The following is a 16370-nucleotide window of genomic DNA, read 5'->3' on the forward strand; positions in this document are numbered from 1 at the left end:
TGATTTTTAATTGTTGAAAAAAAGGCCGCATATGCGGCCTTTTTAACGGTTAAACCCGGATGGGGGTCATCACACCGGATGATTGTGTTCGGTTTCGTCGTTCTTACGGCTGAAACGGCGACGTACGACCACGAAGAACACCGGCACGAAGAAGATTGCCAGGATGGTTGCGGTCACCATCCCGCCCATTACACCGGTACCTACGGCGTTCTGTGCACCGGAGCCTGCACCCGAGCTAATAACCAGCGGCATAACGCCGAGGATAAAGGCCAGCGAGGTCATCAGAATAGGACGCAGACGCATACGTACCGCCTCCAGCGTCGCTTCAATCAGGCCTTTCCCTTCTTTATCCATCAGATCCTTGGCGAATTCGACGATTAATATCGCGTTCTTCGCCGACAAGCCAATGGTTGTCAGCAGGCCCACCTGGAAGTAAACGTCGTTATTCAGGCTACGGAACGTGGCGGCCAGCAGGGCGCCGATAACGCCGAGCGGAACGACCAGCATAACCGAGAACGGAATCGACCAGCTCTCATACAGCGCCGCCAGACACAGGAAGACCACAATCAGCGAGATAGCATACAGGGCAGGGGCCTGGTTGCCGGACAGCCGTTCCTGGTAGGACATCCCCGTCCAGTCGTAGCCGATGCCCGCTGGCAGTTTACCTGCCAGTTCTTCCATCAGGTTCATGGCCTCACCGGTACTTCTGCCCGGTGCCGCCTGACCCAGGATCTCCATGGATGGCAGACCGTTGTAACGTTCCAGACGCGGCGAGCCGTATTCCCAGCGTGAAGTGGAGAAGGCTGAGAATGGCACCATCTGTCCGTTGCTGCCGCGCACATACCAGTTATTGATATCGCTCGGCAACATACGGTACTGCGCTTCAGACATCACGTAGACCTTCTTCACGCGACCGCGGTCGATGAAGTCGTTGACGTAGCTACCGCCCCAGGCTGCGCCCAGCGTGGTATTGATGTCACTGATAGAGACGCCCAGCGCCTGTGCTTTTTCCTGATCGATATCCACTTTGAACTGCGGTGTATCTTCCAGGCCGTTCGGACGAACGCCAACCAGCAGGTCAGGGTGCTTCGCAACTTCGCCAAACAGCTGGTTACGCGCCTGAGTCAGTTTCTCATGGCCCAGACCACCCTGGTCGATAAGCTGGAAGTCAAAGCCGGTTGCCGTACCCAGTTCAACAATCGCTGGCAGGTTAAAGGCGAAGACCATCGCATCTTTAATCTGCGAGAAAGTGCCCATCGCACGACCCGTAATGGCCTCAACTTTGTTCTCGTCGCCTGGACGCTCAGCCCAGTCTTTCAGAGAGACGAAGGCGATACCGGTGTTCTGGCCACGACCCGCAAAGCCAAAGCCGTTAACCGCAAACACCGATTCAACGTTGGCTTTCTCTTTGTTCAGGTAGTAATCCGTGACCTCATCCAGCACTTTCTGGGTACGTTCCTGGGAAGCACCTGCAGGCAGCTGAGCCATGGTCAGGAATACGCCCTGGTCTTCATCCGGCAGGAACGAGCTTGGCAGACGAACGAACAGGTAAGCCATGCCGACCACGATGATGATATAGAGCAGCAGATAACGACCGGTGCTGCGCAGGATGTTGCCCACGCTGTCGGTGTAGTGGTGCGTGCTCTTATCGAACATATGGTTAAACCAGCCGAAGAAGCCTTTTTTGTTCTCGCCGTGATCGCCTTTTGCCACCGGTTTCAGCATGGTGGCGCACAGGGCCGGCGTCAGGATCAGTGCCACCAGAACCGACAGGGCCATCGCGGAAACGATAGTGATCGAGAACTGACGATAGATCGCACCGGTAGAACCACCAAAGAAGGCCATCGGGATAAATACCGCCGACAGCACCATGGCGATACCGACCAGGGCGCCCTGGATCTGGCCCATGGATTTACGGGTCGCCTCTTTCGGCGGGAGTCCCTCTTCGGACATCACACGCTCGACGTTTTCGACCACCACGATGGCGTCATCCACGAGCAGGCCGATCGCCAGCACCATCCCGAACATCGTCAGGGTGTTTATCGAGAAACCAAAGGCCGCCAGGATCGCAAAGGTCCCGAGCAGAACCACCGGTACGGCGATGGTTGGAATCAGCGTCGCACGGAAGTTTTGCAGGAACAGATACATCACCAGGAAGACCAGGATGATCGCTTCTACCAGCGTTTTCACCACTTCGTGGATGGAGATTTTCACGAACGGCGTTGTGTCATACGGGTAAACGATTTTCAGGCCTGACGGGAAGAACGGTTCCATTTTCTTCAGTTCGGCACGGATCGCCGTCGCGGTATCCAGGGCGTTGGCGCCAGTCGCCAGTTTAATCCCCAGACCGGATGCCGGCTGGCCGTTAAACTTCGCGATCACGTCATAGTTTTCACCACCCAGTTCCACCTTTGCCACGTCGCGCAGGCGAACCTGGGAACCGTCCGGATTCACCTTCAACAGGATCTTACTGAACTCATCCGCAGAGGTCAGACGGGTCTGGGCGATGATCGAGGCGTTCAGCTGCTGGCCTTTAACCGGCGGCGTACCGCCTAACTGACCGGCTGCAACCTGGGCGTTCTGCGCTTTAATGGCGTTAATCACGTCTACCGGCGTCAGCTGGAAGTTGTTCAGTTTGTTCGGATCCATCCAGATACGCATCGCGTACTGAGAACCGAAGAGCTGAACGTCACCGACACCAGAAGTACGGCTAATAGCGTCCTTCATGTTGGCGCCCACGTAGTCGGAAATATCCTCCTGCGTCATGGTGCCGTTGGTGTTGATAACGCCGACAACCATCAGGAAGCTACTGGAGGATTTCTCCACGCTCACACCCTGCTGTTGTACTTCCTGCGGCAGCAGCGGCATCGCCAGCTGCAGTTTGTTCTGTACCTGAACCTGGGCAATGTCCGCATCCGTACCCGACTCGAAGGTCAGGGTGATCTGAACAGTACCGGTTGAGTCACTGTTGGAGGACATGTACATCAGGTTATCGATACCGTTCATGTTCTGTTCGATAACCTGCGTGACGGTGTCCTGCACCGTTTTTGCATCAGCCCCTGGGTAGGTTGCGGCGATTGAAATTGCTGGCGGCGCAATGGTTGGATATTGCGCGACAGGCAGCTTCAGGATCGCAAGTCCCCCGGCTAGCATGATGATGATGGCGATCACCCACGCGAAAATGGGGCGATCGATAAAGAAATTAGGCATGTCTTAACGGCTCCTGTTTAAGTTAAGACTTAGGTTGTTCTGACTGACCGCCTGCTGAGGCTTGCTGTTGATTGTCAGACGTGACCTCTTGCGCTTTTACCTTGGCGCCTGGGCGAACTTTTTGTAATCCGGTAATGATGACGCGATCGCCATCTTTCAGACCGTCAGTCACCAGCCATTTGTCACCAATCGCCTGGGTTGCCTTGATCTGACGAACTTCGACTTTGTCTTCAGCGCCAATCACCATCGCACTGGCATCGCCGCGCGGAGTACGGGTCACGCCCTGCTGTGGCACCAGCAGTGCGGTTGGGTTGGTCCCTTCTTCCAGGCTGGCGCGAACGAACATACCCGGTAACAGCGTATGGTTCGGGTTCGGGAAGATGGCGCGCAGGGTAATCGAACCGGTGGTCTGATCGACCGTTACGTCTGAGAACTCCAGGCTGCCGGTCTCCGGGAATTTGATGCCGTCGCTGGTGACCAGCTCAACTTTCGCTTTGCCGTTTTCCTGCTTCAGGGTGCCGTTTTCCAGCTCCTGTTTCAGACGCAGGAAATCGTTGCTCGACTGGGTGACATCGACATAGATCGGGTCCAGTTGCTGCACGGTTGCCAGCGCAGTGGTCTGGCCGTTCTGTACCAGCGCACCCTCGGTCACCGCGGATTTACCAATACGGCCGCTGATAGGGGAGGTCACTTTAGTATAGGCCAGGTTGATACGCGCGGTTTCAACGGCAGCCTTCGCAGCGACGACCGCAGCGTTAGCCTGCTGGGCATCCGCCTGCGCACTGTCATATTCCTGTTGGCTGATGTACTGCGTACCCAACAGTTTCTGATAACGGTTGACGGTCAGCTGGGCAATTTTTGCAGCAGCCTGCGCTTTGGCCAGATCGCCTTTCGCGCTTTCGTAGTTCGCCTGATAGGTTGCAGGATCAATCTGATACAGAGACTCGCCCGCTTTAACATCACCGCCTTCAGTAAAATTACGTTTCAGAATGATGCCACTCACCTGTGGACGCACTTCAGCAATACGGTAAGCGCTGGTTCGGCCGGGTAATTCTGTTGTCATCTGGAGAGGTTCGGTTTTGAGCGTCACGACACCAACTTCTGGCACCTGCTGCGCTCCTTGTTGAGCCTGTTTTTCGTCACATCCTGTAAGCGCTAAGCTGCCTGAGAGCATCAGAACGATCGCCAGAGGCGTTAACCCTCTGTTTTTGTTCATATGTAAACCTCGAGTTTCCGATTTCAAATTGATCAATGGATCAAGCGTCCACAAACCCATTGCTGCGTTTATATTATCGTCGTGCTATGGTACATACATTCATAAATGTATGTAAATCTGGCTCCTGTAAATTCACCTGCGCATGGCACGAAAAACCAAACAACAAGCACTTGCAACACGCCAACACATCCTTGATGTCGCTTTACGCTTGTTTTCGCAACAGGGGGTCTCCTCCACCTCTCTGGCTCAGATTGCTCAGGCGGCTGGGGTTACCCGGGGAGCGATTTACTGGCATTTCAAAAATAAGTCAGATTTATTTGGCGAAATTTGGGAGCTGTCAGAATCCAGTATTGGGGATCTTGAGACTGAGTATCGGGCAAAATTCCCTGGCGATCCACTCTCAGTTTTAAGAGAGATTCTGGTCTATATCCTTGAGGCGACGGTTATAGAAGAGCGACGCCGTCTGATGATGGAGATCATCTTCCATAAATGTGAATTTGTTGGGGAGATGGCGGTGGTGCAGCAGGCGCAGCGCAGCCTCTGTCTGGCCAGTTACGACCGAATCGAACAAACCCTGACGCACTGTATTAAAGCCAACATGCTCCCGGCTAATCTGCTGACCCGTCGCGCCGCCATTCTGATGCGCAGTTATATTTCCGGCATTATGGAAAACTGGCTGTTTGCTCCCCAGTCTTTTGATCTGCAACGTGAAGCCCGTGATTATGTCGCGATCCTGCTGGAGATGTACCAGCTCTGTCCCACGCTACGGGCGCAGCCTGAGCCGCTCCTGGCCTGACGCCCAGGAATTATCCGGGAGCCATCAGTTCACGCTATTTTGCTTTCGACGGCCGTGATATTCTTCACGCCGGTCATCCCGGTCATTCATCACACAAATTACACACTACTATGTCGCACTACACACGCCAATCGCATCCTGTTTTTGCCTTTATTTTGCTTCTCTTTTTTGCCTTACTGGCTTCCCCGGTTGCGTTTGCACGTGGTGATAACACCAATGATACGCCAACCCGGGCAGATATTCAGAGCCAGCTTGATGTCCTGAACAAACAAAAAGAGCTCACTCCGCAGGACAAGCTGGTACAAAAAGACCTGACGGAAACCCTCGAGACTATTGATAAGCTTGAGCGGATCAAGGCCGAAACCACACAGTTACGCCAGAAAGTGGCCCAGGCGCCGGAAGCGATGCGTAAGGCGACCGAAAGCCTGAATGCGCTAAGTGATGTGGACAATGATGAAGAAACCCGCAAAACGCTGGCCACGCTCTCATTACGCCAGCTGGAACTGCGCGTATCGCAGTTGCTCGACGACCTACAAACCGCCCAGAGCGATCTCTCAACCTACAACAGCCAGCTGGTTTCCCTGCAAACTCAGCCGGAGCGCGTACAGAATGCAATGTATGCCGCCTCTCAGGAGCTGCAGCAGATCCGCAATCGCCTGAACGGCACCACGGTGGGCGAGGCGGCGTTACGCCCCACGCAGCAAACGTTGCTCATGACGCAGCAGCTTCTGCTGAATGCCCAGATCGAACAGCAGCGCAAGAGCCTGGAAGGCAATACCGTCCTGCAGGATACCCTGCAAAAACAGCGCGACTACGTCACCGCGAACATCAACCGTCTGGAGCACCAGCTGCAGCTGCTGCAGGAGGCGGTCAACAGCAAGCGACTGACCCTGACGGAGAAAACGGCTCAGGAAGCGGTAAACCCGGATGAAACCGCGCGTATCCAGGAAAATCCGCTGGTGAAGCAAGAGCTGGACGTTAACCACCAGCTCAGCCAGCGCCTGATTAAAGCCACTGAAAACGGCAACACCCTGGTTCAGCAGAACATTAAAGTGAAAAACTGGCTGGATCGCGCCCTACAGTCCGAACGCAATATTAAAGAGCAGATTGCCGTCCTGAAAGGCAGCCTGCTGCTGTCGCGTATCCTTTATCAACAGCAGCAGACTTTACCTTCTGCCGATGAGCTGGAGGACATGACCAACCGCATTGCGGATCTGCGCCTGGAGCAGTTTGAGGTCAACCAACAGCGCGATGCCCTGTTCCAGAGCGATGCCTTCGTGGCGAAGCTGGAAGAGGGGCACAAGAGCGAGGTCAATGGAGAGGTTCACGATGCGCTGTTGCAGGTGGTGGATATGCGCCGCGAACTGCTTGACCAGATGAATAAACAGCTGGGTAATCAGCTCATGATGGCCATTAACCTGCAGATCAACCAGCAGCAACTGGTGAGCGTATCCAAAAGTCTGCAGGAGATCCTCACCCAGCAAATCTTCTGGGTGAACAGCAATAAACCGATGGACTGGGACTGGATCAAATCCTTCCCGGGCATGCTGAAAGATCAGATTAAGGGGATGAAAATCTCTGTTAACTGGGAAAAAGCAGGCCCTGCGGTGGCGTTTGCTTTCCTGGCGGGTCTGCCGCTGTTGTTGATTGCCGGCCTCATTCGCTGGCGTCTTGGCTGGCTGAAAAAGTATCAGGCGAAGCTGGCGCAGGAAGTGGGGCAGTTGCGTAATGACAGCCAGCTTCATACCCCAAAAGCGATTCTTATCGATCTGATCCGCGCCCTGCCGGTCTGTCTGCTGATCCTCGCCGCCGGCCTGATCCTGTTCACGATGCAGCTCAATATCAGCGATCTGCTGTGGGCCTTCAGCAAAAAGCTGGCGCTGTTCTGGCTGGTCTTTGGCCTGTGCTGGAAAGTGCTGGAGAAGGATGGCGTGGCGGTGAGCCACTTTAATATGCCTGCGCAGCTGACCAGCCACTGGCGCCGCCAGATTGTGCGCATCAGCCTGGCGCTGTTGCCGCTGCACTTCTGGTCGGTGGTGGCGGAGCTCTCTCCGCTCCATCTGATGGATGATGTGCTGGGGCAGTTTGTTATCCTGCTTAACCTGCTGCTGATCAGCGTCCTGATGTGGCCGATATTCCGTGACAGCTGGCGTGACAAAGAGTCGCATACCATTCGTCTGGTGACGGTCACCGTACTCTCTATTATTCCTATCGCCCTGATGGTGCTGACGGCCACCGGCTATTTCTATACCACCCTGCGTCTGTCGGGTCGCTGGATTGAAACCGTCTATCTGGTGATCTTCTGGAACCTGCTCTATCAGACCGTGCTGCGCGGGCTGAGCGTTGCCGCCCGCCGTATTGCCTATCGCCGCGCGCTGGCGCGTCGGCAGAATATGGTGAAGGAGGGGGCCGAAGGCGCTGAACCGCAGGAAGAGCCGACCATTGCCCTGGAGCAGGTTAACCAGCAAACGCTGCGTATCACCATGCTGGTGATGATAGCCCTGTTCGGCGTGATGTTCTGGGCGATCTGGTCTGATTTAATCACCGTCTTTGCCTATCTCGACAGCATTACGTTGTGGCACTACAGCGGCACCGAAGCGGGTGCGGCGGTGATGAAAAATGTCACTATGGGCAGCCTGCTGTTTGCACTGGTCTCGTCGGTGGTGGCATGGGCCTTGATCCGCAACTTACCCGGCCTGCTGGAGGTACTGATCCTCTCGCGCCTGAATATGCGTCAGGGGGCCTCCTACGCCATTACCACCATCCTGAACTATGTGATTCTGGTGGTGGGCGCCATGACCGTCTTCGGTTCGCTCGGGGTGTCGTGGGACAAACTGCAGTGGCTGGCGGCGGCGTTGTCGGTGGGCCTTGGTTTCGGTTTGCAGGAGATCTTCGGTAACTTCGTCTCCGGCCTGATTATTCTGTTCGAACGTCCGGTGCGAATCGGCGATACCGTCACCATCGGTACCTTCTCGGGCACCGTCAGCAAGATCCGTATCCGCGCGACCACCATCACTGATTTCGATCGCAAAGAGGTGATCATCCCGAACAAAGCGTTCGTCACCGAGCGGTTGATTAACTGGTCACTGTCGGACACCATCACCCGCGTGGTGATCCGCATCGGCGTGGCTTACGGTTCCGATCTGGAGATGGTGAAAAACGTCCTGCTGAAAGCGGCGATGGATCATCCAAAAGTGATGCACGATCCGGAGCCAGCCGTCTTCTTTACGACCTTCGGGCCGAGCACGTTAGATCATGAGCTGCGTCTGTACGTGCGTGAACTGCGCGATCGCAGCTACACGGTGGATGAACTGAACCGCACCATCGAACGTATGTGCCGCGAGAACAACATCAATATCGCCTTTAACCAGCTGGAAGTGCATCTGCGCAATGAAAAGGGCGACGAGCACACTGAAGTGAAACGTGACATTAAGGGTGACGATCCGACCCCGGCGTGATGTGCCCCCTCGCTCTGGCCTTCTCCCTTTCAGGGAGAGGGCAGGGGGGAGGGCAATTTCCCTTCAAAATCCCGCTTCACAATCTCCAGCGCTTTCAGCACTGTTTCAGTGGGGATGCCATGGTTCTCCAGCAACATGATGAGGTCGACGGCCAGCTTGACTTCGTCGGGGGCATTTTCCAGTGACACACACTACTCCTGTTAACGGGTCAGACGCGCGATAACGCGTTCAATATCATCCAGTGCCTTACGACAGCGTTCAAGCCGTCCTTCCAGGGCTGTGATTTCGCGCATCAGCATCTGCTGTTCTTCCAGCGTTTCGGCCTGATTCAGCCGCGCCGCGCGCGCCTTTTTCATTTCACATAGCCGACGTTCAAACTCCTGGTGTTCCAGACGCTTGCGCTGCCATTTTGTGGTGCCGGCAGAGGAACTGTCCCAGACGCGTAGCGGCCAGGCGGCAATCTCCCGATGCAGGGCGGCAATCTGTTCCGCCAGATGACCGGCGAGCCAGGCCACCTGCTCAGATTGCCCCTTTTCCACGGCGTGACGCAGCTCATCCAGGTTGTGCTGGGCTTCATCCAGATAGGCATTCATCACCGTGCTGCGGGTGCGAAACAGCTGCCGGTCAAAGCGCGGCTTCAGCGTGGCGTGCTGCATCAGCGGTGCGGCCTGCGTGCGCAGGGCCGACAGCTGATTTTGCAGCGTTTGTAAAAGCAAGGCTGTTTTCAATCCGCACTCCAGTGGTACAGTAGCCGTTCAGTTTGATACCGATTCGCATTATGCAGCGTACTATTCTAATCATCATTGGCTGGCTTGCGGTAGTGCTCGGCACGCTGGGTGTCGTTTTACCCCTCCTGCCGACTACCCCTTTTATATTGCTGGCGGCGTGGTGCTTCGCCCGCTCCTCGCCGCGTTTTCACCACTGGCTGCTCTACCGCTCATGGTTTGGCGGCTATCTGCGTCACTGGCAACAGTACCGTGCAATGCCGCCCGGGGCTAAGCCGCGGGCCATTGCGCTGATCCTGGTGACCTTCGCCATTTCATTATGGCTGGTCAAAATGATGTGGGTACGGATCCTGCTGCTGGCGATCCTCACCTGCCTGCTCATTTTCATGTGGCGGATCCCCGTTGTTGATGAAAAGCAATAATCATCAGACTGGCTGTTGCATTTCTTGTGCGCAGCCAGTAAATTCGACCGTTTTCGAGCACGGGCGGGCCTGGTTAAAGGTTAAACAATTGTTACTTTGACCAACCCTTTATCCGCTCCGTGAGTAACACCGTTTTCATCAGGCATCCATTTATGACCGCAACTGCGCAGCAGCTTGAATTTCTTAAAAACAGCATCAAAAGCATCCAGGATTATCCAAAGCCTGGCATTCTTTTCCGTGATGTCACCAGCTTGCTGGAAGACCCAAAAGCGTACGCGCTCAGCATTGAACTGCTGGTTGAGCGTTATAAGAACGCTGGGATCACCAAAGTTGTAGGCACCGAGGCCCGTGGTTTCCTCTTTGGCGCCCCGGTTGCGCTGGCAATGGGCGTGGGTTTTGTACCGGTGCGTAAACCGCGTAAACTGCCTCGCGAAACCATCGCCGAGAGCTACGAACTGGAGTACGGCACCGACCAGCTTGAGATCCACGTTGATGCGATAAAGCCAGGCGACAAAGTGCTGGTGGTTGACGATCTGCTGGCCACCGGCGGCACCATTGAAGCGACCGTGAAGCTGATCCGTCGCCTGGGTGGCGAAGTAACCGATGCGGCCTTTATCATCAACCTGTTCGATCTGGGCGGTGAACAGCGCCTCGAAAAACAGGGCATCACCAGCTACAGCCTCGTGCCATTCCCGGGACATTAATCCTCCCGCCCGCAACCTCGCCCAACGGGTGAGGTTGTGTTAGCATTACCCCCCTGAATATCCACCTTCCAGCGTTGCAGAGCCTGCCCATGAGTTATCAGGTGTTAGCCCGTAAATGGCGACCCCAAACCTTTGCTGACGTTGTCGGCCAGGAACATGTGCTGACCGCCCTGGCGAACAGCTTATCGCTAGGACGTATCCACCACGCCTGGCTTTTTTCCGGCACCCGTGGCGTCGGTAAAACCTCTATTGCCCGTTTGCTGGCGAAAGGCCTTAACTGCGAAACCGGGATCACCGCCACGCCGTGCGGCGTGTGTGATAACTGCCGTGAAATCGAGCAGGGGCGCTTTGTCGATCTGATTGAGATCGATGCCGCATCACGCACCAAAGTCGAAGATACCCGCGATCTGCTGGATAACGTCCAGTACGCCCCGGCGCGTGGCCGCTTCAAGGTCTATCTGATCGATGAAGTGCACATGCTGTCGCGCCACAGCTTTAACGCCCTGCTGAAAACGCTGGAAGAACCGCCTGCACACGTTAAATTCCTGCTGGCGACCACCGATCCGCAAAAGCTGCCGGTCACTATCTTGTCCCGCTGTCTGCAGTTCCATCTGAAGGCGCTGGACGTCACGCAGATCCGCGATCGGCTCGAATATATCCTGAATGAAGAGCAGGTTGCCCATGAACCGCGGGCGCTGCAGCTGCTGGCGCGTGCCGCAGATGGCAGCCTGCGCGATGCGCTCAGCCTCACGGATCAGGCGATTGCCAGCGGCGAAGGCAAGCTGACGACCCAGGCGGTGAGCACCATGCTCGGCACGCTGGATGACGATCAGGCGCTGTCGCTGATTGAAGCGGTTGTCGAGGCCAACGGCGAGCGGGTGATGGAGCTGGTCAACGCCTCAGCCTCACGCGGCGTGGAGTGGGAAGCCCTGCTGGTAGAGATGCTCAGCCTGCTGCACCGGATCGCGATGGTGCAACTCTCCCCGGCGGCGCTGGGCCCGGATATGGCGGCCATAGAACAGCGGATGCGCGAGCTGGCCCGCACCATTCCGCCAACGGATGTACAGCTTTACTACCAAACCCTGTTAATTGGCCGTAAGGAACTGCCGTTCGCGCCCGACAGACGTATGGGGGTTGAGATGACCCTGCTGCGCGCGCTGGCGTTCCATCCGCGCATGCCGTTGCCGGAACCCGAGGTGCAGCCGCAGTCTTTCGCACCGGCCGCGCCGACGGCGGTTATGTCACCGCAGCAGGTGCCAGTACAGCCGGCAGCGCCATCGCCGCAAAATGTGCCGCTGTCGGACGCCACCAGTTCGGTGCTTGCTGCCCGCAGCCAGCTACAGCGCGCGCAGGGAGCACCCAGACCAAAAAAGAGTGAACCGGCAGCGCCTGCAAGAGCGCGGCCGGTAAATAACGCCGCGCTTGAACGTCTGGCTTCGGTCACGGATCGTGTCCAGTCGCGTTCGGCATCGGTCACTTCTGAGCCTAAGGCGCCGGTTAAGCAAGAAGCCTATCGCTGGAAAGCCACCACCGTCACCGAAGAGGTGAAGGTGGAGATTGCCACGCCGAAGGCGCTGAAAAAGGCGCTGGAGCATGAGAAAACGCCGGAGCTCTCCGCGAAGCTTGCGGAAGAGTCGCTTGTGCGCGATGCCTGGGCAGCAGAGGTCAGTAAACTGAAGCTGCCGAAGCTGGTGGAGCAGGTCGCGCTCAACGCCTGGCGTGAGCAGGAGGGCAACCGCATCTGCCTGCATCTGCGTCCGGGCCAGCGTCACCTGAACTCGGCGAGCGCGCAGCAGGTGCTGAGTGAGGCGCTCTCCACATTACAGGGCGCGCCGGTTGAATTGACTATCATTGAAGATGATAATCCGGCGGTCCGTACCCCGCTGGAGTGGCGTCAGGCCATTTATGAAGAGAAGCTCGCGCAGGCGCGTGAGGCGATTATCGCGGATAATAACATTCAGACCCTGCAGCGTTACTTCGATGCAGAACTGGATGAAGAGAGTATTCGACCCATTTGATCGTGAGTCTGACTTACGGTTGTTATCTTTAACGTGAAAGAAGAGAGAAGCCTATGTTTGGTGGTAAAGGCGGTCTGGGTGGTCTGATGAAGCAGGCCCAGCAGATGCAGGAAAAAATGCAGAAGATGCAGGAAGAGATCGCGCAGATGGAAGTCACTGGCGAATCGGGCGCAGGTCTGGTCAAAGTGACCATCAACGGCGCACATAACTGCCGTCGCGTGGAGATCGACCCAAGCCTGCTCGAAGACGACAAAGAGATGCTGGAAGATTTGGTCGCCGCTGCGTTTAACGATGCTGCGCGCCGTATCGACGAAACTCAGAAAGAAAAAATGGCCTCTGTATCCTCCGGAATGCAGCTGCCGCCGGGCTTTAAGATGCCATTCTGATGCAAACCAGTCCGCTGCTTACGCAGTTAATGGAAGCGCTACGCTGCCTGCCGGGCGTAGGCCCGAAGTCGGCGCAGCGCATGGCGTTTACCCTGTTGCAACGCGATCGTAGCGGCGGCATGCGTCTGGCGCAGGCCCTGACCCGCGCCATGTCAGAAATTGGCCACTGTGCCGACTGCCGCACCTTTACCGAGCAGGAGGTGTGTAACATCTGCGCCAATCCGCGTCGTCAGGAAAATGGTCAGATCTGCGTGGTGGAGAGTCCTGCGGACATCTACGCCATCGAGCAGACCGGGCAGTTTTCCGGCCGCTATTTTGTGCTGATGGGGCATCTCTCGCCGCTGGACGGCATTGGTCCGGATGATATCGGCCTGGACCGTCTTGAACAGCGCCTGAAATCGGAAACGATCAACGAGGTGATCCTCGCCACCAACCCAACGGTGGAAGGGGAGGCGACAGCCAACTATATCGCCGAGCTGTGTGCGGAGTCGGGCGTTGATGCCAGTCGAATTGCCCACGGCGTGCCGGTGGGCGGTGAGCTGGAAATGGTCGATGGCACCACGCTGTCCCACTCTCTGGCAGGTCGTCACAAGATTAATTTCTGACCAAACGGAGGCTGCAGTCGTGGCCTCCGCTTGAAAAAATTCCCCCCTGGCCCCATCTCTCCCTCAACGCTTTTAAACCCCATTAAATGGCATTGTTGAGGTCGACTTAGTATGAAAGGACAAGAAACCCGTGGTTTCCAGTCAGAGGTAAAACAGCTTCTGCACCTGATGATCCATTCTCTTTATTCCAATAAAGAAATTTTCCTGCGCGAGCTTATCTCTAACGCCTCTGATGCGGCAGACAAGCTGCGTTTTCGTGCGCTCTCGAAGCCAGAGCTGTATGAAGGTGACGGCGAACTGCGCGTGCGCGTCTCATTTGATAAAGAGAACCGCACCCTGACCATCGCCGACAACGGCATCGGTATGACCCGTGATGAAGCCATTGACCATCTCGGCACCATCGCCAAATCCGGCACCAAAGCGTTCCTGCAGTCGATGGGTTCCGATCAGGCCAAAGACAGCCAGCTGATCGGCCAGTTCGGTGTGGGCTTCTATTCCGCCTTCATCGTGGCGGATAAAGTTACCGTGCGCACGCGTGCGGCAGGCGAAAGCGCTGAAAGCGGCGTATTCTGGGAATCCCACGGCGAAGGTGAATACACCGTTGCCGACATCACCAAAGCCGATCGCGGCACCGAGATCACCCTGCACCTGCGCGAAGGGGAGGACGATTTCCTCAACGACTGGCGCGTACGCTCCATCATCAGCAAATATTCTGACCATATCGCCCTGCCGGTAGAGATCGAAAAACAGGAAGAGAAAGATGGCGAAACCGTCATCTCCTGGGAGAAGATCAACAAAGCGCAGGCGCTGTGGACGCGTAACAAGTCTGAAATCAAAGACGACGAATACAACGAATTCTACAAGCACATCGCCCACGACTTTACCGATCCGCTGACCTGGAGCCACAACCGCGTGGAAGGGAAGCAGGAGTACACCAGCCTGCTCTACATCCCGGCGCAGGCACCGTGGGATATGTGGAACCGCGATCACAAGCACGGCCTGAAGCTGTACGTGCAGCGCGTGTTCATCATGGATGAAGCTGAACAGTTCATGCCGAACTACCTGCGCTTTGTGCGCGGCCTGATTGACTCCAACGATCTGCCGCTGAACGTCTCCCGTGAGATCCTGCAGGACAGCACCGTCACCCGTAATCTGCGCACCGCGCTGAGCAAGCGTGCGCTGCAGATGCTGGATAAGCTGGCGAAAGACGACGCCGAAAAATACCAGACTTTCTGGAAACAGTTCGGCCTGGTGCTGAAAGAGGGCCCGGCGGAAGATCCGTCTAACGTTGAAGCCATTGCCAAACTGCTGCGCTTCGCCTCCACACACAACGACTCTTCCGAGCAGAATGTGTCGCTGGAAGAGTACATCTCCCGCATGAAAGAAGGGCAGGAGAAGATCTACTACATCACCGCCGACAGCTATGCCGCGGCGAAGAGCAGCCCGCACCTGGAGCTGCTGCGTAAGAAAGGCATCGAAGTGCTGCTGCTTTCCGATCGCATCGATGAGTGGATGATGAACTACCTGACCGAGTTCAGCGGCAAAGCGTTCCAGTCCGTTGCCAAAGCCGATGAGTCCATCGACAAGCTGGCAGATGAAGTGGACGATACCGCGAAAGAGGCGGAAAAAGCGCTGGAGCCGTTTGTTGAGCGCGTGAAAACCCATCTGGGCGATCGCGTGAAAGAGGTGCGTTTCACCCACCGTCTGACCGATACCCCTGCCATCGTCACCACTGATGCTGACGAGATGAGCACCCAGATGGCGAAGCTGTTCGCCGCTGCGGGTCAGGCAGTGCCGGAGGTGAAATACATCTTTGAACTGAACCCGGACCACGCGCTGGTGAAACGTGCAGCCGAGACCCAGGATGAAGCCCGCTTCGCCGAGTGGGTTGAACTGCTGCTGGATCAGTCCCTGCTGGCTGAACGCGGCACGCTGGAAGATCCAAACCAGTTCATCAAACGCGTGAATGCGTTGCTGCTGGCGTAAATCACTTCCCTCTCTTCGCTGAAGAGAGGATAAGGGTGCAGGTTATCTGCCTGCACCCACTAATAAATTCCCCTCATTAACCGTTTCAGCCTGCCCGCCTTTCTTGAGCGATACCCGTTCTGGTGGTATTGTTTAGCGCTTTTTGAAAAATTGAATCGACTTTTGAGGGGATTTTCGCAATGCGTATTATTCTGCTTGGCGCTCCGGGCGCGGGTAAAGGAACTCAGGCTCAGTTCATCATGGAGAAATACGGTATTCCGCAAATCTCTACGGGTGACATGCTGCGTGCCGCTGTTAAATCTGGCTCCGAGCTGGGTAAACAGGCGAAAGACATTATGGACGCCGGCAAACTGGTGACCGACGAGCTGGTTATCGCTCTGGTTAAAGAACGCATTTCTCAGGAAGATTGCCGTAACGGTTTCCTGCTGGACGGCTTCCCACGTACCATTCCGCAGGCGGATGCCATGAAAGACGCGGGCATCAACGTAGACTACGTGCTGGAGTTCGACGTACCGGACGAACTGATCGTTGACCGTATCATCGGTCGTCGCGTACACGCCGCTTCCGGCCGCGTTTACCACGTTAAGTTCAATCCGCCGCAGGTGGAAGGCAAAGACGACGTGACCGGCGAAGAGCTGACCACTCGTAAAGACGATCAGGAAGAGACCGTGCGTAAGCGCCTGGTGGAATACCATCAGATGACCGCGCCGCTGATCGGCTACTACTCTAAAGAAGCGCAGGCGGGTAACACCAAATACGCAAAAGTCGACGGTACTAAGCCTGTCGCTGACGTTCGTGCAGAGCTGGAAAAGATCCTCGGCTAATCGCACCACCACTTAACGTG

General features: G+C 56.1%; 13 protein-coding genes and 1 other annotated feature. Of the genes, 9 read left to right on the forward strand and 4 right to left on the reverse strand.

Features of this window, described 5'->3' with window-relative positions:
* Positions 1–69: 69 nt before the first annotated feature.
* Together acrB and acrA are read right to left on the reverse strand one after the other, a co-directional pair.
* The gene (gene acrB / locus B3X29_RS14295; RefSeq protein WP_159339721.1) at positions 70–3210 is read right to left on the reverse strand and encodes a multidrug efflux RND transporter permease subunit AcrB; all 3141 of its coding nucleotides are present in this window, start codon (positions 3208–3210) and stop codon (positions 70–72) included.
* A 22-nt stretch (positions 3211–3232) separates the two neighbouring features.
* Positions 3233–4426, reverse strand: coding sequence for a multidrug efflux RND transporter periplasmic adaptor subunit AcrA (gene acrA, locus B3X29_RS14300; RefSeq protein WP_156654007.1), 1194 nt, complete (start codon positions 4424–4426; stop codon positions 3233–3235).
* Between the two features lie 142 nt (positions 4427–4568).
* Here acrA and acrR point away from each other — a divergent pair, with 142 nt between their 5' ends.
* Both acrR and mscK read left to right on the forward strand, forming a co-directional pair.
* Entirely contained in the window at positions 4569–5222 is a 654-nt protein-coding gene (acrR, locus tag B3X29_RS14305) for a multidrug efflux transporter transcriptional repressor AcrR (RefSeq protein WP_103178506.1), read from the forward strand.
* 110 nt (positions 5223–5332) lie between these two features.
* On the forward strand, positions 5333–8680 hold the full coding sequence (gene mscK, locus B3X29_RS14310; protein WP_159339722.1) for a mechanosensitive channel MscK: 3348 nt from the start codon (positions 5333–5335) through the stop codon (positions 8678–8680).
* 29 nt (positions 8681–8709) lie between these two features.
* Here mscK and rsmS read toward each other — a convergent pair whose 3' ends face one another.
* The gene (gene rsmS / locus B3X29_RS14315; protein ID WP_103178508.1) at positions 8710–8868 is read right to left on the reverse strand and encodes a pleiotropic regulatory protein RsmS; all 159 of its coding nucleotides are present in this window, start codon (positions 8866–8868) and stop codon (positions 8710–8712) included.
* 12 nt (positions 8869–8880) lie between these two features.
* Positions 8881–9408: a primosomal replication protein N'' gene (gene priC / locus B3X29_RS14320; RefSeq protein WP_103178509.1), complete on the reverse strand. Its 528-nt coding sequence runs from the start codon at positions 9406–9408 to the stop codon at positions 8881–8883.
* A 50-nt stretch (positions 9409–9458) separates the two neighbouring features.
* Here priC and B3X29_RS14325 point away from each other — a divergent pair, with 50 nt between their 5' ends.
* The 7 genes from B3X29_RS14325 to adk all read left to right on the forward strand — a co-directional run bounded on the left by B3X29_RS14325 (position 9459) and on the right by adk (position 16350).
* The gene (locus B3X29_RS14325; protein ID WP_103178510.1) at positions 9459–9827 is read left to right on the forward strand and encodes a DUF454 family protein; all 369 of its coding nucleotides are present in this window, start codon (positions 9459–9461) and stop codon (positions 9825–9827) included.
* 152 nt (positions 9828–9979) lie between these two features.
* A complete protein-coding gene (apt, locus tag B3X29_RS14330; protein WP_010428187.1) occupies positions 9980–10531 on the forward strand; it encodes an adenine phosphoribosyltransferase in 552 nt (183 codons plus the stop codon).
* 89 nt (positions 10532–10620) lie between these two features.
* The gene (gene dnaX, locus B3X29_RS14335) at positions 10621–12549 is read left to right on the forward strand and encodes a DNA polymerase III subunit gamma/tau (protein ID WP_103178511.1); all 1929 of its coding nucleotides are present in this window, start codon (positions 10621–10623) and stop codon (positions 12547–12549) included.
* Positions 11879–11943 (forward strand) — a sequence feature (DnaX frameshifting element). (Overlaps the previous gene by 65 nt.)
* 53 nt (positions 12550–12602) lie before the next feature.
* Positions 12603–12935 carry a YbaB/EbfC family nucleoid-associated protein gene (locus B3X29_RS14340; protein WP_014882811.1) on the forward strand — a complete coding sequence of 111 codons (333 nt, stop codon included), beginning with the start codon at positions 12603–12605 and terminating at the stop codon, positions 12933–12935.
* Positions 12935–13540 carry a recombination mediator RecR gene (recR, locus tag B3X29_RS14345; RefSeq protein ID WP_103178512.1) on the forward strand — a complete coding sequence of 202 codons (606 nt, stop codon included), beginning with the start codon at positions 12935–12937 and terminating at the stop codon, positions 13538–13540. The genes B3X29_RS14340 and recR overlap by 1 nt, the downstream gene beginning before the upstream one ends.
* Before the next feature lie 111 nt (positions 13541–13651).
* A complete protein-coding gene (gene htpG, locus B3X29_RS14350; protein ID WP_103178513.1) occupies positions 13652–15526 on the forward strand; it encodes a molecular chaperone HtpG in 1875 nt (624 codons plus the stop codon).
* A gap of 179 nt (positions 15527–15705) precedes the next feature.
* Positions 15706–16350 (forward strand): adenylate kinase, encoded by a 645-nt coding sequence (gene adk / locus B3X29_RS14355; RefSeq protein WP_103178514.1) that lies wholly within the window; start codon positions 15706–15708, stop codon positions 16348–16350.
* Positions 16351–16370: the final 20 nt, after the last annotated feature.

Source organism: Leclercia sp. UBA5076 (genome assembly GCF_002416465.1).
Taxonomy (GTDB): Bacteria; Pseudomonadota; Gammaproteobacteria; order Enterobacterales; family Enterobacteriaceae; genus Enterobacter.